General features: G+C 66.8%; 18 protein-coding genes. 8 read left to right on the top strand and 10 right to left on the bottom strand.

Annotation, left to right across the window (positions count from 1 at the left end; genetic code table 11):
• Positions 1-6 precede the first annotated feature (6 nt).
• Positions 7-1347 (bottom strand): dihydroorotase, encoded by a 1341-nt coding sequence (locus RH858_RS15210; protein WP_310562332.1) that lies wholly within the window; start codon positions 1345-1347, stop codon positions 7-9.
• Between the two features lie 101 nt (positions 1348-1448).
• On the opposite strand from RH858_RS15210, the gene RH858_RS15205 reads away from it, so the two are divergent.
• The 3 genes from RH858_RS15205 to RH858_RS15195 all read left to right on the top strand — a co-directional run bounded on the left by RH858_RS15205 (position 1449) and on the right by RH858_RS15195 (position 2998).
• Positions 1449-1961 carry a 2Fe-2S iron-sulfur cluster-binding protein gene (locus RH858_RS15205; RefSeq protein WP_310562331.1) on the top strand — a complete coding sequence of 171 codons (513 nt, stop codon included), beginning with the start codon at positions 1449-1451 and terminating at the stop codon, positions 1959-1961.
• Between the two features lie 92 nt (positions 1962-2053).
• Positions 2054-2263: a hypothetical protein gene (locus RH858_RS15200; RefSeq protein ID WP_259534044.1), complete on the top strand. Its 210-nt coding sequence runs from the start codon at positions 2054-2056 to the stop codon at positions 2261-2263.
• Positions 2264-2347: 84 nt separating this feature from the next.
• A complete protein-coding gene (locus RH858_RS15195; protein ID WP_259534045.1) occupies positions 2348-2998 on the top strand; it encodes a TrkA family potassium uptake protein in 651 nt (216 codons plus the stop codon).
• Here the strand turns inward: RH858_RS15195 and RH858_RS15190 are convergent.
• Together RH858_RS15190 and RH858_RS15185 are read right to left on the bottom strand one after the other, a co-directional pair.
• A complete protein-coding gene (locus tag RH858_RS15190; RefSeq protein ID WP_310562330.1) occupies positions 2995-4509 on the bottom strand; it encodes a carboxypeptidase M32 in 1515 nt (504 codons plus the stop codon). The two genes, RH858_RS15195 and RH858_RS15190, sit on opposite strands and share 4 nt — an antisense overlap.
• A 59-nt stretch (positions 4510-4568) precedes the next feature.
• Positions 4569-5798 (bottom strand): M20/M25/M40 family metallo-hydrolase, encoded by a 1230-nt coding sequence (locus RH858_RS15185; RefSeq protein WP_259534047.1) that lies wholly within the window; start codon positions 5796-5798, stop codon positions 4569-4571.
• A gap of 192 nt (positions 5799-5990) precedes the next feature.
• Here RH858_RS15185 and RH858_RS15180 point away from each other — a divergent pair, with 192 nt between their 5' ends.
• Entirely contained in the window at positions 5991-7850 is a 1860-nt protein-coding gene (locus RH858_RS15180) for an ATP-binding protein (protein WP_259534048.1), read from the top strand.
• A 43-nt stretch (positions 7851-7893) separates the two neighbouring features.
• Here RH858_RS15180 and RH858_RS15175 read toward each other — a convergent pair whose 3' ends face one another.
• Together RH858_RS15175 and RH858_RS15170 are read right to left on the bottom strand one after the other, a co-directional pair.
• Complete coding sequence (locus RH858_RS15175; protein ID WP_259534049.1) at positions 7894-8925, bottom strand: GntG family PLP-dependent aldolase; 1032 nt, start codon at positions 8923-8925, stop codon at positions 7894-7896.
• A 68-nt stretch (positions 8926-8993) separates the two neighbouring features.
• The gene (locus RH858_RS15170) at positions 8994-9716 is read right to left on the bottom strand and encodes a hypothetical protein (protein WP_259534050.1); all 723 of its coding nucleotides are present in this window, start codon (positions 9714-9716) and stop codon (positions 8994-8996) included.
• A 100-nt stretch (positions 9717-9816) separates the two neighbouring features.
• Between RH858_RS15170 and RH858_RS15165 the strand changes: the two genes are divergently transcribed.
• Both RH858_RS15165 and RH858_RS15160 read left to right on the top strand, forming a co-directional pair.
• Positions 9817-10776 carry a succinylglutamate desuccinylase/aspartoacylase family protein gene (locus RH858_RS15165; protein ID WP_310562329.1) on the top strand — a complete coding sequence of 320 codons (960 nt, stop codon included), beginning with the start codon at positions 9817-9819 and terminating at the stop codon, positions 10774-10776.
• A 13-nt stretch (positions 10777-10789) separates the two neighbouring features.
• Positions 10790-11968: a threonine synthase gene (locus RH858_RS15160; protein WP_310562328.1), complete on the top strand. Its 1179-nt coding sequence runs from the start codon at positions 10790-10792 to the stop codon at positions 11966-11968.
• Positions 11969-11993: 25 nt separating this feature from the next.
• Here the strand turns inward: RH858_RS15160 and RH858_RS15155 are convergent, their stop codons facing one another.
• A complete protein-coding gene (locus tag RH858_RS15155) occupies positions 11994-12965 on the bottom strand; it encodes a transcriptional regulator (protein WP_259534053.1) in 972 nt (323 codons plus the stop codon).
• A 219-nt stretch (positions 12966-13184) separates the two neighbouring features.
• Between RH858_RS15155 and RH858_RS15150 the strand changes: the two genes are divergently transcribed.
• On the top strand, positions 13185-14465 hold the full coding sequence (locus RH858_RS15150) for a tRNA(Ile)(2)-agmatinylcytidine synthase (protein ID WP_259536452.1): 1281 nt from the start codon (positions 13185-13187) through the stop codon (positions 14463-14465).
• 58 nt (positions 14466-14523) lie between these two features.
• Here RH858_RS15150 and RH858_RS15145 read toward each other — a convergent pair whose 3' ends face one another.
• The 3 genes from RH858_RS15145 to RH858_RS15135 form a co-directional block, all read right to left on the bottom strand.
• On the bottom strand, positions 14524-15312 hold the full coding sequence (locus RH858_RS15145; RefSeq protein ID WP_259534054.1) for a polyprenyl synthetase family protein: 789 nt from the start codon (positions 15310-15312) through the stop codon (positions 14524-14526).
• A 78-nt stretch (positions 15313-15390) separates the two neighbouring features.
• Positions 15391-17826 carry an MMPL family transporter gene (locus RH858_RS15140; protein ID WP_310562327.1) on the bottom strand — a complete coding sequence of 812 codons (2436 nt, stop codon included), beginning with the start codon at positions 17824-17826 and terminating at the stop codon, positions 15391-15393.
• Complete coding sequence (locus RH858_RS15135; protein ID WP_259534056.1) at positions 17823-20312, bottom strand: hypothetical protein; 2490 nt, start codon at positions 20310-20312, stop codon at positions 17823-17825. Before RH858_RS15135 ends, RH858_RS15140 begins: the two co-directional genes overlap by 4 nt.
• 239 nt (positions 20313-20551) lie before the next feature.
• Here RH858_RS15135 and RH858_RS15130 point away from each other — a divergent pair, with 239 nt between their 5' ends.
• A complete protein-coding gene (locus tag RH858_RS15130; RefSeq protein ID WP_310562326.1) occupies positions 20552-21427 on the top strand; it encodes a helix-turn-helix domain-containing protein in 876 nt (291 codons plus the stop codon).
• Between the two features lie 22 nt (positions 21428-21449).
• Here RH858_RS15130 and RH858_RS15125 read toward each other — a convergent pair whose 3' ends face one another.
• Positions 21450-21728 carry a glutathione S-transferase N-terminal domain-containing protein gene (locus RH858_RS15125; protein WP_310562325.1) on the bottom strand — a complete coding sequence of 93 codons (279 nt, stop codon included), beginning with the start codon at positions 21726-21728 and terminating at the stop codon, positions 21450-21452.
• Positions 21729-21810 lie beyond the last annotated feature (82 nt).

Here is a 21810-nt window from a genome sequence, read left to right as displayed (position 1 = left end):
CCCGACTCACTCACCGACCCTGACGTTCCTGCCGACGGCCGGCCCGAACGTCTCCGCGCCGGTCTCGGGATCCCGGGTGTACACGACTGTCCCCCGGACGACTGTGAGTTCCGGAAACACGCCCTGCAGTCCCTCGAACGGGGTCCACCCCGCCTTCGAGTGGAGCGCACCCGCCTCGATCTCCCGCGGACGGTCGAGATCGACGAGCACCAGATCCGCGTCGCGGCCCGGTTCGATCTTCCCTTTCCGAGGGATATCAAACACCTTCGCGGGGGTGGCTGCCACGAGATCCCGAACCCGTTCGAGTTCGAGTTGTTCCTGCCGAACGGATTCGAGAAGCAGCGGCAGCATCGTTTCTACGCCCGGCACTCCGCTGGGCGCCTCCAGAAGCGAGCGGGTTTTCTCCTCGACAGTGTGGGGGGCGTGATCGGTGGCGACCACATCGACCGTCCCGTCGGCGAGGCGTTCGAACAGCGCCGCCCTGCGCTCCTCGGACCGCAACGGCGGGTTCATCCGGCCGAACGTCCCCAGCCGGGGGAGGTCCTCCCGGGAGAGAAACAGGTGATGGGGCGTCACCTCGCAGGTCACACCGGCGTCGACGGCGGCGTCGACCCCCTCTGGCGTGGAGGTGTGGGCGAGGTGTACCGTCGCGTCGGCGTCGGCGGCGACCCCGACCGCGCGCTGGATCGCGTCGATCTCCGCCTCCGCCGTCCGGTAGGCGCTCCAGGCGTCGGCAGGGGCCGACCGGCCCATCGGAACGGAGGCTCCCTCGTCTGCACCGTCCTCGAGCGACTCGATCGCCGACTCGTCGAACAGGTCGGCGTTCTCGGCGTGGACGGTGACGGTCACGCCGGCATCCCGGGCACGTTCGACCGCGTCCGCAAACCGATCGGCGTCGATTCCCATCTCGCCCGTCGAATCCGCCAGGAACACCTCTCCGAGCGCGAAGATCGGCCGATCGAACAGCGCGTCGGGATCCCAGTCGGGCGTGACGCCGCCGTTGATGCCGTAATCGACCAGCGACGCCTCCGCGAGGGTGGCTTTCGCATCGAACCCCTCGCCGGTCGTCGTCGCCGGGTCGGTGTTGGGCTGGTCGACTACGGTAGTGACGCCCCCGGCGGCGGCCGACCGCGATCCCGTCTTCCAGGTCTCCTTGTGAGAGAATCCGGGCTCCCGGAAGTGGACGTGGACGTCGACGGCACCCGGAAACAGCAGTCGACCGTCAGCGGGGATCACCCGCTCGTCGGCGGCGGGCGTCAGGCCGCGTTCGACCGCCGCGATCCGTTCGCCTTCGATCTTGACGTCCCGGACGCGCCCGTCGACGAGCGCCGCGTCGGTGATCAGCATGGGTCCAGATACCGCCGGCTACAAGGTAAAGCGTCCGGATCGAACCACGGCCGTGGCCAGCCCGCCGATGGTTTTATTCGAACCGGTTCCCGTGTACGTCCATGGCAAGCGGGGAGGGATCGCAGCCACCGTACCGCGTCGAGTTCGTCCGCGACGACGGGAGCGTGGACACAGTCGAGACGACGGGCGAGCGGTCGCTTCTGGAGATCGCCGACCGGAACGCGATCGACATGCGCCACGGCTGCAGGGAGGGCAAATGCGTGAGCTGTACCGGTCTGCTGCTGTCGGGCGACGTGCGGTATCGAACTGAACCGGCCGCGCTCACCGACCGGCTCCGTCAGTGTGGATTCGTCCTGCTGTGTGTCGCAACTCCCGAGGACGACTGTCGCATCGAGGTCGGCCAGAGCGTGCTGGCGACCGCGTTCCCTGGGCTGTGGAGCTCCGAAGGACACGCCGGCGTTCCACAGCTGGAGATCGCCCGAACGGAGCTGACCCGGCTCGAGACTGTGGGAGCCGATCCCGCCGAATTCGATCACCTCGAGGGATCGCTCGAACCGTACGAAAACCTCCAGAAGATCAGAGAAGCCTACCGGAACGCTCGCGACCGCCGGTGACCGGGACTCTCGATCCCGACGCTCCCGCTGTCAACAGGTGGAGGATCACCGACCACGTGTGTTTATACCACACTAGACCGTTGTACGCTCGTATGTCGACTGAAACCCTCGAGTGTCGAACCTGTGGCGACGCCTGTGCCGACGGCGTGACCGTCGTCGAAAAGGATCCGCCGGGACAGTTGATCATGATGTGTGACCACACGACGGTTACGTTCGAGTTGTCGGAGTACGACGCCGATCATCTGCCGCCGGACGCGGAGCTTCCCGACGAATGGGTGCGGGAAGCCGCCGCCGAGTCGTAGCCGTTCCGGTCCGACCGGATCCGAACACCGCCCAGAACTGACGGGGGGAACACGCTTATTAGGTGTTGAGCCGACCTGTGTCACATGTCCGAAACGGGGCACATTGTCATTGCGGGAGGCGGCCGCGTCGGTCGACGCGTCGCGTCTCGCTTCGCCGACGGAGGAGTGGAGGTTACAGTGATCGAACGAAACCCGGACGGGGTTCCCAACACCGAGGAGGGTATCGAGTACGTCGAGGGCGACGCGACTCGCCCGTCGATACTTCGCCAGGCGGTGACCGACGAAACGACCAGGCTCGGCGCGCTGACCGACCGTGGCGATACGAACCTGGCGATCTGTATGGCTGCAAAGCAGCTGTACCCCGACATCCGAACTGTCGCCCGGATCGCCGAGGAGGAGGGTGACGAATACACCGAGTACGTCGACGACGTCTTCTTCCCGGAGCGAGCCAGCATCAAGGCGGCAGTCAACGCTCTGGCGGGCAGCGACGTCCGAACCCTCGAGGGAGTCACCGGCGACATCGAGGTGTTCGACGTTCGGGTCGACTACGAAGCGCCGGCGGCCGGCGAGGTCGTCGCCGACGCGCTCCCGGAGGGGTCGGTGGTGATCTCCCAGGCCGACGGCGACGTCACCGTTCAGCACTCGACGAAGCTGGTGGGTGGCCGGCGGTACCTCGTCGCCGCCGACAGGGAGGTCGCCGGCGAAGTGCTCCAGCAGCTGCAGGGAGAAAACTAGATCCCGTACAGCTCGCCGTATTTCTCTTCGACGTACTCGGTGAAGTGATCGGCGACGAAGTCTTCGCCGGTCGCTTCGATTACGAGGTCGTTCGTCCGGTACTGCTTGCCGTGGGCGTGGACGTTCTCCGAGAGCCACTCGTGGAGGGGATCGAATTCGCCCTCGCGGATCTTCCCCTCCAGGTCGTCGATCTCTTCGGCAGCTGCGGCAAACAGCTGGGCGGCCATCACCGACCCCAGCGAGTAGGTCGGGAAGTAGCCGAAGTTGCCGTGACTCCAGTGGATGTCCTGTAGACAGCCCTCCGAATCCGTCTCCGGCCGGATTCCGAGATACTCCTCGTACTTGTCGTTCCACACCTCGGGGACGTCAGCGGCCTCGAGGTCGCCCCGGACGAGGTCGCGCTCGATCTCGAACCGGATCACGATGTGGAGGTGGTAGGTGAGTTCGTCGGCCTCGACCCGGATGAGGTTGTCCTCGTACACCTGGTTGGCCGCCTCGTACGCCTCCTGTGGCGTACCGTCGAACTCGGGGAAGTAGTCGTTCACGATCGGCGAAAGCAGCTCCCAGAACGATCGGGACCGACCGACGTGGTTCTCCCAGAGCCGCGATTGCGATTCGTGGACCGAGAGGTCCCGCGATTCGCCCAGCGGCGTCCCGAACTCCGACTGTGGGAGCCCGAGGTTGTACTGGGCGTGGCCGAACTCGTGGATCGTCGAGGTCATCGCGCCCACCGGATCCGACTCGTCGAACCGGGTGGTGACCCGACAGTCGAACTGGTTGCCCGACGTGAACGGATGCGAGGAGGTGTCGAGCCGGCCGCGGTCCCAGTCGTAGCCGATCACCGAGAGGATCTCCCGGGAGAGCTCCTCCTGGACGTCGGCGTCCCACTCGCCTTCGAAGGTGTCGGTCGCCAGGTCGGCGTCCGACTCCCTGATCGCGTCGATCATCGGCACCAGCGTCTCCCGGAGTTCCGCGAGGATCTCCTCGGCCCGTTCGAGGGACAACCACGGTTCGTACTCCTCGAACAGCACCTCGTAGGGGCCCCGGTCGGGATCGATCTGTTCGGCGTACTCCCGCTTCAGTTCGACGTGTTTCTCGAGATACGGTTCGAACGTCTCGAAGTCGTCGGTTTCCTTCGCCTCCTCCCAGGCGGGTAACGCCTCGGAGGCGGTCTCGGAGATTTCTTCGACGAGCTCGCGGGGCACCGCAGCGGCGCGCTCGTGCTCCCGTCGGATCTCCCTGACGCTTGCGGCCTGTTTGTCGTCCAGATCCGCGCCCTCGAGCTCCGACAGCAGAGAGCCGATCTCGTCGTCGGTGAGCAGTTCGTGCCGCAGCGACGCCAGCGTGGAGAGCTGCTTCGATCGGGCGGGCGTCCCCTTTTCGGGCATCATTACCTGCTGATCCCACGAGAGGACGCCGCTGGCGGTGCCGAGATACGAGATGCGCTCGTACCGATCCAGAAGCGCCGCGTAAGCCTCCGGCGCGTCGGTCGATGTGGCTTCGGTTGCCATACACGCGCCTTGTCGCGCCCGGGTAAAGAACCGACTGCTTTCCCGGTCGGATTGCCGGCTTACGCTTCTGAGATCTGTCGACAGACCCGCTGTGCAGCCCGGCGGTAGATGCGGTAACACCGCGTGAGGACGTCGATCGAGACGCTCTCGGTGTCGGTGTGGGCTTCCCCGGGTTCGGCGGGGCCACAGACGACACAGGCCGTCCCGGCGGCGGCGAGCCACCCGGCGTCGGTGGCGTGGGGTTTGGTGACGTGTTCGGGCGCCCCCGACTGCGCCTTGCGGGCGGCCTCGAGCACCACCTCTGCGAACGCGTCGTCCGAACACGCCATCGGAGGGAGGTCCTGTTCGAGCTCGAGGTCGACACCCGGGAGTTCACTCGCGCGTTCGAGGTCGGCCCGCTCGCCGGGCACCGTGCGCTCGTCGACGGAGATCTCACAGCGCTCGGGGATCACGTTCCAGGCGCTCCCGCCCTCGATCTCTGTGACAGCCAGGCTCCCTCGCAGTTGATCCCCGAACACCGCCGCCTCCGGAAAGGGCAGCTCGCGGACGACGTCGACTGCGTCGCTCGCCCGGTAGATCGCGTTTTTTCCCCGTTCGGGCTCGCTGGCATGGGCGGCCTTCCCCCGGACGTGGAGCGTGCTCGCTCGGCGCCCCTTGTGCGCGATCGCGACGTCAGTCACCCCCGCCTTCGAGTAGTTCGTCGACCCCTCGGCCACCACCGCGTAATCGGGGACGAACCCGCCGTCGATCGCGGCGCGTGCGCCCTCGCCCCCCGTCTCCTCGCCGACGAACGACGCGAACGCGAGGTCCGGAGCCTCCAGTGGCGCCTCCGAGGCGTTCCCACCGAGGTCGGCATCCCGGAACGCGAGCAGACAGGCGGCGACTGCACCCTTCATGTCGGCGGTCCCACGGCCGTACAGCCGCCCGTTGCGTCGGTCGACTGCGTAGCTGTCGGCGTTTTCGACGGTCCCCACTGCGATCTGCGACTCGCCCGGCGGCACGACGTCGTGATGCCCCACGAGCGCGAACGTCGGTCGCCCGTCGTCCCGGACGTCGGCCGGTTCGGATACTCCGGGAGGCGATCGGCGAGCGAGAACGTTTCCGGCGTCGTCTCGTTCGACGACAGCCCCGGTTTCCCGCCGAAGCCAGCGCTCGATCGCGTCGCCCGCCGCCGTCTCGTCGGCGTGGCTGGGAATCTCGACGAGCTGCCGCGTCAGCGAAACGAGTTCCGCTCCGATCGATCCGTCGTGGGACACCCCGTTTCCGTCGGGCTCCGGTGTATCGTCCATGGGGACGCTGGGACCTGCCGGCTCTTGGGTGTTGGCGTCAGCGTTCTATTCGGAAGAGAGGCAGAAACGGACCCTAATATCAGCACTGAATATCAGATACCCACTCTGTCAGACGTTATTCACATGACTGATAATCGAGCACGAATGTTTATACCCGTTGGCGTTCTTCTGGTAATAACAGGCCGATAGAACGTGACAGAGACACCAGTCGTCCTCGTAGTCGCAGAGGACGATCCGCCCGACGATCTTCTCGGGGCGCTTGCAAGGGAGTGGACCGTCGCCCTCGGCCATCCCGACGAGATCGACACGTCGCCGGACGCGGACTGTCTCGTCTGTTGTGACCCGTTGAGCCGGGCGTGGGCCGCGACGGCGGCCCCGTCGGTTCCGACCGTCGCCTGCGGCGACGCTCCGGCGACGCGGGGGGCCGCCGCAGTCGGGAGTGAGGGCGATCCGGTTGGTCGTTTGGACGGCGTCTCCGTCCAGGGTGGTGATTCACCCTGCTCGCCGGATCGGATCCTCGAGGAGGTTCGGGAGAAACTGTCCGACGTGGAGTCGACGGGCGAGGAACACGAGCGGCGGGTCACCGAACTGCACGAGGGCGTTACGGAGTTCCCGTCGCTTCACCGGCCACAGCGAGTGTTCGAGCAGACCGTCGAGATCGCCGAACGCGTCCTCGAGTTCGACCGCTGTGCCGCGATGCGCCACCACGACGGCGTGCTCGTTCCGGTGGCGGAGTCGGGAGACGCCGAGATCGGCGACGCCAGACCCATGTCCGTCGACGAGGGGGTCGGAGGCTGGTCGTTCAAAACCGGGAACTCCCGGCTCATCGACGAGGTGGACGCCGAACACGACGCGAACCCCTCGAAGGCGGAGTTCAGCTCCGGACTCAGCGTCCCGATCGGGGACCACGGGGTTTTCCAGGCGGTGTCCGCCGAGCCGGCGGCCTTCGACGAGCGGGATCTCGAGCTGGCGGAGCTTCTCGCGGCCCACGCCGGCGAGACGCTCGCGCGGATCGAAACCACCGCCGAGCTGCGAACCGAGCGCGACCGTCTCCAGTCGCTGTTCGAGAACGTGCCCGACCCGGCGATTGCCTTCGAAATGGTCGACGGCAACCCGGTCTTCCGGCGGGTCAACGCCGCCTTCGAGGAGGTGTTCGGCTACGAAAGCGAGACGGTCCTCGGGAAGAACGTCGACGAGTACGTCCTGCCGGAGGACGAGGAGAAACGAAAGCGGGGCGAACTGTTCAATCGGCGGCTTCGCGAGGGGAAAAACGTCTCGGCGGAGGTGGTCCGCCGAACCGTAAACGGCTCTCGTCACTTCATTCTGCAGGTGATCCCGCTGGAGCTCGGCTCGCACAACGTCTCGGGGTTTGCCATCTACACCGACATCACCGAACAGCAGGAACGGGAGGAGACGCTCCGAAAGCAGAACGAGCGGCTCGACGAGTTCGCCTCCATCATCTCACACGACCTCCGGAACCCGCTTTCGGTCGCGACGGGCTTTCTGGAACTCGCTCGCGAAACCGGCGACGACGATCACTTCGATCGGGCCGCCAGGGCACTTGACGACATGCAGGAGTTCCTCGACGACCTGCTCCAGCTGGCCCGAGAGGGTCGACTCGTCGGCGAACTGGAGGAAACGGAGCTGGAAACGGTGGCGAGACGGGCGTGGGCGAACGTCGCCACGGATGGGGCAACCCTCGAGTTCGAGTCGGGCTGTTCGGTCGCGCTGGATCGGGCACGTGCGACGGAGCTGTTCGAGAACCTGTTTATCAACGCGGTCGAACACGGAGGGGAAGACGTCACCGTCCGGGTGGGGCCGCTTTCCTGCGCCTCGGGCGATCCGTCGGGGTTTTACGTCGAAGACAACGGGCCGGGAATTCCCGAAACCGACCGCGACCGCGTGTTCGAATCCGGCTACACGACCGACGAGGCGGGCACCGGCCTCGGGCTCGCGATCGTCCAGCGGATCGCCGAGGCACACGGCTGGACGGTCGAAACAACCGACGGCGCCTGCGGCGGCGCACGGTTCGAGTTCTCCTTCGAGGAGTGACGCCGACGACGCGGATCGGAGACCACGACCGAGGAGGGACTCCTCACCCGTCGAGCGACTCGACGACCGATTCGATGCGGTCGACCGCCTCCTTTACGTCCGCCCGGGAGACGTCCAGATGCGTGCAAAGCCGGGTGGTGTACTCGTCGAATGCGCCGGCACCGACGCCAGCGTCCTCGCAGGCGGCGACCAGCTTTTCGGCGGTCGTCCCCAGTTCGCTCGAGTCGACGACGACGATGTTCGTCTCGGGTTCGGGGGCGCAAAGCCCCTCGATCTCGTCGATCCCGGCCGCGAGCAGGCGGGCGTTCTCGTGGTCGGTGGCGAGCCGATCGACGTTCTCGAGTGCGACCAGCCCGGGTGCGGCGATCACGCCCGCCTGACGCATCCCTCCGCCGAACAGCTTGCGGATCCGGCGTGCCTGTTCGACGAACTCCTCGGGGCCGGCGAGCATCGAGCCCACCGGTGCGCCGAGCCCTTTCGAGAGGCAAAACATCACCGAATCGACGTTCTCGACCAGTTCGTCGGCCGGCGTGTCGAGGGCGACGCTCGCGTTGAACAGCCGTGCGCCGTCGAGGTGGACCGGAACCCCAAGCTCGCCGGCGGCCTCTGCAGCGGCGTCGACGTGCGCTTTCGGGACGGCGATCCCGCCCCGGTAGTTGTGTGTGTTCTCCAGACACAGCAGCCCGGTCCCGGGCCGGTGGAGGCTCTCTTCGACGTACGCCTCCCGCACCTGCTCGGGCGTGGGAACGCACCGATCGCCGGCGTCGACCAGCCGGGACTGGACTGCCGACAGTTGCGCGGCACCGGCGACCTCCCAGCGGTGGATATGTGACTCCTGTTCGAGGAGGAGTTCCTCGCCGCGGTCGGTGTGGACCCGGATCGCGATCTGGTTGCCCATCGTTCCCGACGGGACGTACAGCGCCGCCTCGGTGCCGACGAGGTCGGCCGCGCGCCGCTCGAGTTCGTTCACCGTGGGGTCACCCCGATAGACGTCGTCTCCGACGTCGGCGTCGCGGGCCGCCTCGCGCATCCGATCCGAGGGTGTCGTGACCGTGTCAGAACGGAGATCGATCATCGTCGGAACCGACGGTCGGCCCAAGGATATAAGATACGGTACCCGACGGCTGTGGGGCCGTTGCTCGCTCACCGCACGTACATCCAGTCGCTCGCGCCGTACTCGGGGAGATGAATGCGGTGGGCTGCAGGGCGGGCCTGGATCTGCCGCAGCTCGATCCGGGCGTCGAACGCCGAGGCGAACGGGAGTTCCCGTGCCCGTTCGTCCGACATCGCGACGTGGAAATGCCCCATCCCGTCGGCCTCCCGGACCGAACTCGTGACGTCGGTCACGAACTCCGAAACTGTCGAGGTCGGGTATCGCTCGAGAAGCGGCCCCAGCGAGTCGACGCCGACCCGGAGCTGTGCCGGCTCGAGCTCGCGCCCCGACAGGCAGTCTGCCATCCTGTTTTCCAGCTGTGCACGGAGCTCCACGAGCGGATCCTCCCCCTCCGGCGGCGGGAACTCTCCGGGATCCGGATCGTCGCCGTCGAGTTCGTCACGGTAGTCGATCAGATGCGTCTCGTCGTCGAGGATCGAGACGCCGCCGGGGAACTTCACGGCAAGCGCGTCGACGTCGTCGCGGATCATCACGAGGATCCGGTACCGCTCCTCCCGGGGTGAGCCGAGCAGCCGGGCGGTGATCAGATCGACGGCGGGACCGCCCGTGCTCTTCGTCACCAGCACGTTACAGCCCCGCTGTTTGATCCGCTGGAGTCGACGGGAGAGCTCCTCGTCGAGTTCCTCGTCTACGTCGTCGTAATCCTCGTCGTCGTCGACGGCGGGGTCGCCCGCACTGTCGCCGGAGACCATTTCGTTCGGATTAGTTCGACAATTTATATAATAGTTGAGGATTTATCGAGGATCGCGGCGGATCGAACCGATAAAGGCGCTCGCGTTCGAGTATCGGGCAATGACGATCAGCCTCGGTACCGCAAGCGCGGCACCCGGCGAACTCGACACCGGCCGCCTCGCGGTCGGAGAGGCGCGGGACGGGAGTCCGGTTCGGCTCCCGGTCTGTGTGGTAAACGGCGCCTCCGACGGGAAAACGCTGTACGTGCAGGCCGTAAGCGACGGTGACGAGCTCAACGGCCTCGGCGTGTTGACGCGGGTCGTGCCGGAGCTCGACCCCTCGTCGATGTCCGGAACGGTTCTCGTCGTCGGGATCGTGAACCACTACGGGTTCCAGGTCGCAAAACACCGCAACCCGATCGACGACACGAAGCTGAACCGGACCTACCCCGGCGACGAACACGGCTCGACGAGCGAACGCATCGCCGCTGCGACGTTCGACGCCGCGAAGGACGCGGATCTCATCGTCGACCTCCACCAGGGATCGACCAGTCGCATGATAAACGAGGTTCGGGTTCGCTGTGGTCGGCGTCACCGGATGCACGCCGACTGTCTCCACCTCGCGAAGGTGTTCGGCTGCGGCCACGTCTTCGACCAGAAGGGACCGGACGGACAGCTCGCGCGTGTCGGCCCCGACGAGGGGATCCCGACGATCGATCCCGAACTGGGCGGGAGCGTCGGCTGGGACGAAACCTCCGTCCAGAAGGGGGTCGAGGGGCTGTTCAACGTGTTGCAGTACTACGGCTTCATCGACGGGAACGCCGATCTGAATCCCCAGACCCGCGCCAGGGGCTTCGACCAGTACGGTTCGCCGGTCGGGGGGCTCGTTCACTTCCGAAAGGACCTCGGTGACAGAGTAGCCGCCGGCGACGTGCTGTTCCGCGTGACCGGCCCGTTCGGGGAGGAGAAAACCCGGGTGACCGCCGAAAGCGACGGGATCTTCTGGCGGAGTCGTCGCCTGCCGCAGGTCGCGACCGGCGAGTACGTCTGTTCCGTGGGGACGGACGTCGACGAGTACTGATGGATAGACACTGATGAGTGGTGACCACGCCCCGGAATCCGACACCGGAACGCCGACACCGAGACCGCTCAGCTGCCCCGCCTGCGGACAGAGCTATCCGGACCGGTGGCGGTGTGACTGTGGATCCCCGCTCCGGTTCGACTGGCAACCGACCGGCCTCGGGAGCGACCCGCCGGATCCGGCGACGTTCGACGCCCGGGACGGACTGTGGAGCTTCGCCGACCTCCTTGCAGTCGGTGACGATCCGACAGACCGGATCAGCCTCGGGGAGGGACTGACGCCGCTCGTGGACGCCGATCGTCGGTCCTCCCGAACTGACCAGCCCGGGTGGAACGCCACGTTCAAGCTGGAGTACGTCTTCCCGACGGGTTCGTTCAAGGACCGGGGCGCGACGACGACGCTGACCCGGGCCCGAGAGCTGGGCGTCGACCGGATCGTCGAGGACTCCTCGGGCAACGCCGGCGCCGCGATCGCGACGTACGCCGCCCGTGCCGGGATGGACGCCGAGATCTACGTTCCAGCCGCGGCCACGGAGTCGAAGCTCCGCGCGATCGAGCGCGCCGGCGCGACGGCGGTTCGGGTGGAAGGCAGCCGGGGCGAGGTCACCGACGCCTGTATCGAGGCAGTCGAATCGGGCGACGCCTGGTACGCGAGCCACGCCTACAACCCGGCCTTCTTCGAAGGGACCGCGACGGTCGCCTACGAGATCGCCCTCCAGCGAGACTGGACCGTTCCCGACGCCGTTGTCGTTCCGCTGGGCCACGGGACGCTGTTTCTGGGCGCGTATCTGGGGTTCGAACGGCTCCGGGAGGCGGGCTGGATCGATCGTCTCCCGCGACTGCTGGGCGCGCAGGCTGCCGGCGTCGCACCGGTGGTCCGACAGCGTCACGGCGAGGCGGCCGCCGCGCCGGGCGATGGTGAACACAACGACGCCGCCGACGGCATCCAGATCGCCGATCCGGCCCAGTTGGAGTGGATCCGCGAGGCGATTGAGGAGACGAACGGCGACGCGATCGCGGTCTCGCGATCGGCAACCGAACGGGAACTCGACCGGCTCCACGCCGCGGGCTTTTACACCGAGCCGACGTGTGCCGTCGCACCCGCGGCGCTGCGGGAGTACCGGAGCCGCGGCGTCCTGGCGCCCGACGACGACGTGGTCGTGCCGCTGACTGGCAGCGGGCTGAAAAAGTGAGGCGCCGACTGCAGAACGGTCGTTTTCAGGCCTCGCCCGGTTCCGTGCCCCGCTCGCGGATGACCTCCCGAATCTCCTCGGGGTCGTCCATGCCGGCGAGCTCCTCACACGAGACCAGCGCCGTTCCGTCGACGGACTCCTTGCGGGCGTCCGACTCCGTGAAGTACACCGACTGCGTTCGGGTGACTCGGCCGATCGAAGACATCAGCCGGGCGCGCTTCTCGGCGCTTTTGGTGAACTCCGAGTGACCCGTGAGCACCCGCATCCGCTGTTCGGCGACGTCCTCGCCGACCGCCTTGAACGGCGCCCGCTGCGTCGGGTGGACGGTGAAGCCGGCGCGGGACAGCACTGCGACCACGTGGTGGTCGTCCGGATCCGCTTCCGGGGCCTCGGGCGTCGGCTCGGCGTCGCGGACCTCGTCGGCCCCTTCGAGCACGTCCACCGGGTTCGAGAACGGTCTGTCGAACAGGTCCTCCAGTTCGGCGGCGACCTCGATGGAGGCGTTCATCCCGTCCTCGTACTTCGACACCGTGCGCCGGGAGACGCCGAGCTCGTTGGCGAGCTTCCCCAGCGACCAGCCGCGCTGTTCCCGTTCGTCCGCGAGCACGTCGCCGTCGATGCTGACGTACAGCCCACCCGGCGCCGCGTAGATGAGTGGCGGGACCTTCTCGACGAACAGGTCGTAGGCGGTGTCCGGGTGAATGACCGGTACCCCGTGTCTGAAATACACCACGCCCGGTTTCAGCTCCTCGTTTCGGGTCCGGAGCCCGAGCAGGATCGGGGTCGCCTCGAGGTACTGCCCGAGCCGCCGCATCTCCTCGCCGGTGCCGGCGTCCAGCGCGTCGACGTTGCCCAGGATCTTCAAAAGCAGGAGGTCCTCCCCCCGCCGCGCAGCGATATCGAAACTCTTCGGACGGACGGCACACCGGTCGCTGACGAGGAACCCGGCGTCCTCGAGCATGGCGACCACGTTCTCGACGAGCGCCATCCGTGACATACTGAAATATAAGTGACTTCCAGCATATATGTGTTGTGGGAATTTCGGAATACCGGTATTACGCCGTCTGGCGGTTTTACGTTCGGCGTCCGGGTCGTTTATATTGAACCGCAGGACGTCCGCGAAACCCCCTTATCCGTCCGCCGATTACGGCCGCCAGTGACGCAGTCGACAGCGACGATCGTGGGCGTCGACGACACCGACTCCCGGGAACGCGGGATGTGTACGACCTACCTCGCGGCACGGCTCGAAGAGCGCATCGAGGCGGCCGGCGGCGAGGTCCGGCGGCAGCTACTGGTCCGGCTCAACCCGGCAGTCCCACACAAAACCCGGGGAAACGCGGCGCTCGCGCTGCACGCCGACGTCGATCCCGACCTGGCGCTGGAGCTGGTTCGCGAGGAGCTGTCCGGGCTGGCAATTGCGGACGATCCACGAACGTCCCCGGGAGCGGTCGTGGCCGACGTCGAGCCGGCTGCGATCCCGGAAGACGTCGCAACGTTCGCCCGGAACGCGTTGCGGGAGTTTCACGACCTCTCGGAGGCGATCGACCTGATCGAGCGACGCGGCTGGGAACAGGAGGCGTTCGGCGGAGGAACGCCAGCGGCGACCGGAGCCGACGACGTCGTGGGACGGGGACGCATCGGCGCGCTGGCGGCGGTCGGCGCCTGGCGGGCGTTCGACGACTGGACGACGGAACACGTCGCCTACCGGGAGTTCGACCGGTGTGGCACGCCCCGGGAGGTCGACGTCGACAGCGTCTTCGACGCCGCCGACTGGGGCTACCCGACCGTCTGGGACACCGTCGACCGGGCGGAAGGGGAGGCGGTTTGCGTCCCGAACGCGCCGGGACCGATCCTCTATGGCATCCGAGGGGACGATCCCGACGCCTGCCGAGCGGTCGCCGATCGGATCGACGCCGAGCCCGTCGAACGGACGGCGACGTTTCTGACCAACCAGGGGACCGACGCCCACCTCGCGCCCGGGGAGATCGGATCGCTCCGGGACGGGGCGGGCTACCGGGTCGAGGGAACCGTCGCGAGCCCGCCGGAGACGCGTCGCGGGGGACACGTGTTCTTCGAACTCGCCCGTCCCAGGGATTCCGGGATGGAGACCCCCCCGACCGTCACCTGTGCGGCCTTCGAGCCGACGAAACGGTTCCGGGAGCGCGTCCGGGCGCTCCGGTCCGGGGATCAGATCACCGCCTGTGGGGAGCACACCGACGGCACACTCAAGCTCGAGAAGTTCGCCGTCAGGGAACTGGTCGAAACCGAGCGGGTCAACCCGACCTGCCCCGACTGTGGCCGGTCGATGTCCTCCGCCGGACAAAACCAGGGGTACCGGTGTCGGGACTGCGGGACCGCCGCCGAACGGAAACGGCCGAAACCGATCGATCGAGCGCTGGACGTGGGTTGGTACGAGGTGCCGCCGTGTGCCCGGCGCCACGTCGCGAAACCCCTCGTCAGGGGCGGGTTCGACGCGAACGTCCACCCCGAACGATAGCACCGAGAGCCAGTTTGCCGTCGTCGGGAGGGGCCGCAACCGTCACGGGAGTCGGGGACTACGGTCGGCCGCTGGGTGTGACGGGATCGCGTTCCTCACAGACGCTGTCTGCGATCCGGCGGAGATTCCGGTGTAATCCGGGGGCGGCCGCCGTCTGACAGCTATCGACGATCCCGCCGATGATCCGGTCGAGCGACTCCCGCGGACGGGCGATGGCCGCGTTCCCCGTGATCGCCTCCGTAGCGAGCGTCCAGCCAAAGGCGGCGCCGCCCTCCTCGAGACTGGACAGCGTCGCCTCATCGAGCTCCCCCAGGACGCCCGCGAGCCGCGCGGCGGCCCCGCCGAGGACCGCCGGCGCAGTGTGGTCGAACCTGACGACCCCGGCGTCCGCCGGGGACGTGTCCCCACTGAACTGTCGCGCTTCGAACTGGCCTTCGTGGGTGCGGATACTCGCGCGAGTCAGCACCGAGAAACACCGGGTGACCAGCGGGGCCGGCGCGTCGAGTCGACCGAGTCGTTCGAACGCCCGCGCCTGGAGGTAATCCCCCGAGAGGATCGCGCGGTCGTCCTCCCGGGCCGTTCGGCCGGTCGGCGACACGTCCTCCAAGATCCGTCCGTGAACGAGCGCCTGGAGATACGACAGTTCCAGCGACACGGCGGCGGGAAACGGATCGGCGACGTCGGTCCCGACCGCGTCGACGAGCGCCAGAAACAGCTGTCCGCGGACGTATCCGGATGGCCACCGGTCGCGGATCGAGTCGAACTCGACGTCGGCGTGAGGGCTGGAAAGCGTCCGCTCCAGGGACCGCTCGATCCGGGCGCTCCGGGCCTCGAGCCGCTCGGTCATCGTCGCTCAGACAGTCGACCGCTAGCTATAACGGTTTTTCGGCCACGCCACGAAATCGACCGACGGCAGCGGTTCGATTCACCCGAATCGGCGCTCCCAGACGATCAGCGTCGGCGGCAACACGATCAGCGCAGCCAGATACGAGTAGATCACGCTCACCGACATCAACAGGCCGAACTGCCCGAGCATCGGACTGACCGCGAGCAGCAGCGATCCGACCCCGCCGGCGGTAGTGATCATGCTGCCGGTGATGCCGCCGCCGGTCCCTCGAAGCGTCGTCAACAGCGCGGCGTAGACGTCCGGATTCTGGTTGTACTCGTCGATGAACCGGTGGGTGATGTGGACCGAGTAGGCGACGCCGATGCCGATCGTGATCGAGAGGATCGTCGCCGTGAGCGCGTTGAAGGGAATGTCCAAAAGCGGCATCGTCCCCGCGAGGAACACCACCGTGACGACGATCGGAACCAGGTTCGCGATGCCCAGCGACGCTCGGCGTTCGAGCACGTCGTAGACGACGACGAGGAAGACGCCGGTGACGGCGAGCGCGATCGCGAGGCTCACGATCGCCGACTCGAGGATGAGCTCGGTCAGCGCCTGGAAGACGACGATGTTGCCGGTCGCGGTCGCCTCCAGCCGGTAGTCGCCGGCGACGTCACGGGCGTCGCGGGTGACCGGCTCCTGGCCGGCGTCCGCCTCGACGGAGTAGATAACCCGCGTTGCGTCCAGGTCCTCGGAGACGTAGTTGAGCGCCTCCTCGCGGACCGGGGAGGACAACAGCGCGTCGTAGATCTCCTCGAGATTTCGGTCCGGGACGCCGTTCCCGCTGACGTCGTTTTCTGCAAGCAGCGCCGCGAACTCCGGATCCTCCTCGGCGTACTCCTGCATGACGGTGACGACGCTGCGTGCGACCGCCCGGTCGCCGTCGGCGACGAACGTCGGCGGGGGATCCGCGCCGGCCCGGTGGATGGACTCGAGCGCGTACGGCTGCCGCAGGGGCCCCTCCGCGTACACCGTCACCTCGTCGTCCTCGCCGGTTTCGAAGTTGTCCCCGAGGAAGTTGACCGCCTCGGTGACCGTGTACTCCCCGGGCCCGAGCGGTTCGGGGATGACGTCGATGTAGACGGGCATCTCCTCGTACGGCAGGAAGTCCTCGTCGTCGAACCGGGTCTCGACGTCGGTCGCGAGGACGCCCATCCCGGCGGTGGCGACGAGCAACAGAAGCAGCATCGCGATCGGTGCCTTCCGTCCCGCGACTGCCCCGAGCGGCAGGATCTTCCCCAGCGTCGACTCCTCGGAGCCCAGCGGTTCGTTGCTGAACTCCGGGAACCGGGTCCCCTCGCGGAGGTCGTCCAGGAACACCTTCGCTGCGGGCATAAACACCCCGAAGATGAGGAACGTGAAGGCGATCCCGACGCTTGCGACGAAGCCGAACTCCTGGATCGGCCCCAGGTCGCTCGCCATGTTGGCGCCGAAGCCGATCGCGGTGGTGCCGGTGACGATGAAGAAGGCGACCAGCAGCTGGTTGGACGCTGCGGTCATCCCGTCGTGAATCCCCTCGCCGGCGATCCGCTCCTCGCGGTAGCGGTTGACCGCGTGGATGCCGAAGTCGATCCCGACCGCGAGCAACAGCGGCGGCACCGCGACCATCATCTGGTTGAACGGAATCCCCGCAATCCCGGTGAAGCCGAACGTCCAGATGACCGCCATGAAAAGCGAGACGAGCCCGAGAATGAGATCGACCGGATCGCGGTACGCGACGATCAGGAAAAGCAAAATGAGCAATCCGACAGCAGGCACCATGATCGAAAGCGAGTCGACGAGCGCGGCCTCGAACTCCGCATCGAAGATGCCGCCACCGAAGACGATCACGTCACCGCCGACTCCGTCGGCGGTCGACTCGACCTGTCGCTGGATCTCCCGTTCGGTGTCGTCTCCCCCCTCCGGGATCTGGTGGGTGACCACGCCGATCGTCGCGGAGGCGTGCATCTCCCGCTCGTTGAAGTCGTCCGACAGCGACCGGGTGATCGCCGGGTTCTCCTCGACCAGGGTTCGGGCGGCCGCCCGGACCTCCGCTTCGGTGGCCCCCTCGACGGCGTAGATCTGTGCTTCCAGGGTTTCTGCGTTCGGATCAAGCACCTGCGCGACCCCCCGTGCGGGGCTGGTCGCCTCCACGACCCGCATGTCGGGGTTCCGCTCGATGCGGTACTGCAACTCGAGCATTCGGAGCACCCCGTCCCGCGAGAGGACGTTCTCGCCCCGCTGGAGGAGTTGCGTCGTCGTCTCGTCGTCGTCGAAGGCGGGTTCGAACTCCTGGTCGACCCGGTCGAGCGCCTGCTGTTCGGGGACGTCATCGGTGAAGGCGTCGGTGCCGGCGTCGAACTGGATGTTCGCCAGCCCGCCGGCAAACAGCCCAGTGACGAGGAGAAACGCCAGAATCACTGCCCGGGGACGCTCGGTGATCCAGTGGTTGACCGTATCCAGCGCCGGCTGGTAGTCCCACCGGCCGCGACTCATCGGTCGCCGGAACGGCCGCGTTTGCCCCTGCGCCGCTCCCACTCCTCGCGAAGCTGTTCCCGGTCGGGGAGCCGATCCCGGTACCGCCAGCCTGCGAGGGCGGCGAGCACCAAGACGAGCAGTATGAGCCAGAGCGGAACCAGTGGCTCGGCCGGTTCGACCACCTCGACGGGCACCCGGTAGGTGTCCGACAGCCGGGTTTGGTCCCGCTCGTCGTCGTACCGGAAGTCGATCGAAACGGGGTACGTCTTCGCGACCGCGCCGCCGGAGGCGCTCACCTCGAACACGATCGTCTCGGTTTCCCCGGGCGCGATCTCCGTCAGGAACGCCTCGTCGTCGTCGCTGGACAGCGGGCTGTTTGTGAACAGCTTCGCGCGGACGTTCCGGAGCGTCTCGTCGTAGGTGTTCTCGATGTCGATCTCGATCCGAGTGGTCTCGCCCGGCTCGAGGGTGGCCTCCGCCGGGCGGAGTGTGAACTCGTCTCGCTGTGGCTGGACGGTCGCGAACACGTCGGTCGCGTCCGACAGCCGGACCTCGCCGCGGTGGTTGCGGTATCGCGTGGTCAGCTCCAGCTGTCTGGGCCCCGCTTCGGCGTCGCGGCTCACCCCGATCCGGTACTGGAACTCGGCGGACTCGCCCGGCTCCAGCGAGCCGACGGCGTACTGGGTCTCTCTCGGGAACAGGTTCGCCAGGTCGCTGTCGTACAGCACGACCACGTTCTCGACGGTCCGCTCTCCGGTGTTGGTGACGGTTCCCTCGAGTGTGCCGTCCTCGCCGACGTACAGCGAGCTTTCGACGTCGCCGACCGCGAACGACTGTTCGGGCAGCGGACGCAGACCGATCGTCCTGCTCCGGGGAGTCAGATCGTTGTCGTCGGCGTCGCGGCTCTCGACGGTCACGTCGACGGTGTACTCCCGTTCGAGCGCGTCGTCTGTCGCCCCGCTGCGGTAGGACAGCGTTATACTCTCGCCGGCCTCCCACTCGCCGACGAACGCTTCCGAGGTCGGCGACCCGGGCCCTTCGGGCTGGAACGTCAGGTCGCCGGCCGTGATCGTCTCGCCGGCGGTGCCCGAGCCGAACACGATCGCCTGATCGCCCGCCGAGACCGTCACCGACGCTTCAGTGACGTCCCGGGGGCCGTCGTTGCGGAGTTCGATCTCGAGGACGCCGTCGTCACCCACTGCGACGTCGTGGTCCACGTCCACGACCTGGTACCGCTGTTTGGCCAGCGGCTGGACCCCGGTTCGGAGCGTTCGTTCGAACGCCTCGTCGTCGACGGTGCGGTAGGCGACGTCGACGTCGATCGCGTAGAACTTCTCGATCGCCTCCTCGGTCGTTCCCGCCCGGAACTCGACTGTTCTGGTCTCCCCCGGCTCCCACGCCCCGACGAACGTCTCCGAACTGGGGCCGCCCGATCCGAAGAAGACGTCCTGATCCTGTGCCGTCGCCGCGACGGACGCCTCCTCGACCGGCTCGTTTCCGGCGTTTCTGATCTCGAGGGTCAGCGTCCCCGACTCGTCGACGCCGATCGAGTGGTCGAGTTCTTCGATCCGGAACTGGTGTGCGGGGTGTGGCCGAACTGCCGTCCGGACCGACCGGGCGAGCCGTTCCCCGTCCTGGGTGTCGTATTCGAGATCCAGATCGACAGTGTAGAACGTCCGGATCGCGTCGGCGGTTGTCCCCCCGCGGAACGCGATCGTCCGCGTCTCGCCGGCCTCCCACTCGCCGACGAACGTCTCCGAGCTGGGCCCTCCCGAGCCGAAAAAGAAGTCCTGGTCCTGGGCCGTCCCCGTCGCCACGACTTCGTCGACGTCCTCGCTGCCCGTGTTCTCGACTTCGAACTCGACGAGCCCGGTCCCGCCGATCCCGACGTCGTGTGTCACGTTCGTGACCTCGAATCGAGCTTCGTCTTCGACCTCGATTGTCATCCGGAACGTTTCCGATCGCTGGCGGACGTCCTCCTCGTAGTCGGCGTCCCCGTCGTCGTACTGCGTGTAGTAGACGAACTGGGCGTCGCGGTAGGTCACCTCGACGTCGATCGTGTACTCGCCCGGATCGGCGTCCTCCTCGACGAACACCTCGAACCCGTGAGGGCCGCTGGATTCGCCGTCCTCGATCGTCCCCACGAACTGTTCGTTCGTCCGGACGTCGATCGGCGCCCCCCGCGTGTCGTCGACGTCGATCCTGACCGACCGCGCCTCCGTGGCTCGATCGATCGCCTCCGAGGGATGCTGCCCCGTCGACTGTACCTCCCCGTCGTTCGCGATGAAGAACTCGAGCGTGTCCGTCTCCCCGGCCGCGACCCGGTTGTCCGGCAGCGTGACGTCGAGTTCGGCGCTCCCCTGGACGACTCCCGATCTCGTCTCGTTGGCCTCGACGACGCCGACCCCGGTCCCCAGGCTGATTCCGACGACGGCGATCACGGCCGACAGAAACACGATCGTCGCGACCGCACCGACGATCCCTCGGCGCCACGGGGAGCTCATTGTAGATCCGCTCGGGGACTGTGACGGATAACGGTTTTCAAACCACCAAAAACATAATATCAGTTTTTATATGGTTATAAGTCCGAGAGGCAACAGTTTCCGACACCAGTCAGGCAGCCAAATCGGACGTTTTCAGTAGTGAAACGGGTTAATTCGGATTCGATCAGTGTCAATCTGGAAGAGATAGGATCCACGATAACTGGTTTATACTGTGGAGGTTTAAGTGTAGATAGATCGCAATGGCTGACGGACGCGAGGGGACGGAAAGCCGGATCGACGGGGAAGACGCGACGCTTCGAGATCTCGGTCTATCCAGCTACGAGGAGCGGGCCTACCGGGCGTTGCTCGCGCTGGGATCCGCCACAGCCAGCGAGATCTCCGAGGCGAGCGGGGTCCCGACGGGGCGAATCTACGACGCCCTGGGCGGGCTGACGTCCCACGGTGCAGTCCGAACACAGGACGGCAGCCATCCGACCGTCTACGCCGCAGTCGAACCGGAGGTGGTCGTCGACAGGTTACTCGAGGTTCGGACCCGGGAACTGCGCGACCGTCTCGAACGGTACAAGGCACAGCGGGCGGAACTGCTCGCGGATCTCCGCGAGATCGAAGTGCCCGAAGACGAGTTCTGGACGGCAGTGATGGGCCCGGAGGAGTCGATGGAGCTGTTGCTCGAACGCATCGACACCGCCGAATCGTCAGTGACGCTCGTGGCCGACACCGTGAGCTCTCAGTTCGAACTCGACGAACTCGGTCCCCGGATCCTGGAGACCCTGTTCGGCGCCTACAGGCGCGAGGTCGACATCTCGATTTTGCTTTCCGAGTCCGTGTTCGCACAGATCAGCCGCGAGCTGGGCAGGGGGGACGGGCTCGACCACCAGCCGTTCGACTGGTCGCTGTTCGAACTCCGGGCGAGTGACGATCTCCACGGCAACTTCACGCTGATCGACGACGTCGAGATCTGCATCGCGATCCCGAATCCGGCAGCACCCGACGATCTGTTCGGGATGGTGAACTTCCGGGACCGCCACTTCGCGGCCCGGGCGGACGCGACGTTCGAGCGCGCCTGGGAGGACGCGAGGCGGATCACCTCGCTTTCGGAACCTCGCGAGGAGTGACGACGCCCCCGGTGACGCTTCGTCAGGACGTCTCGCCGTACGTCTCCTCGACCGTCTCGCCGTACGTCTCCTCGAGGTACTCGATGATCCGCGTGCTTTCCGACATCCCCTCGACGCCGTTCGCCTCGTCGACCAGCACGGGGACGCCAGTCTGGCCGCTGCGTTCCTGCACCTCCGTCCGCTCGTGGTGTACACGGGGGACGGTTCTGGATTCGTACTCGAGTTCCAGCTCCGCGAGTTTCTCGCGGACCATCGCACAGTAGGGACAACCCTGCAGTTCATAAAGGACGAGTTCCGTCATCGGTTCCGGGTATGCCCCTGAGCAGGATGAACTACCGGGGGTTATGCTCTGGGCGTGCAAAACCGCGAAAGCACGCGGACGG

It is taken from the genome of Halalkaliarchaeum sp. AArc-GB, assembly GCF_031432225.1.
Classification (GTDB): domain Archaea; phylum Halobacteriota; class Halobacteria; order Halobacteriales; family Haloferacaceae; genus Halalkaliarchaeum.
This window is presented reverse-complemented; position numbering and strand designations above follow the sequence as displayed.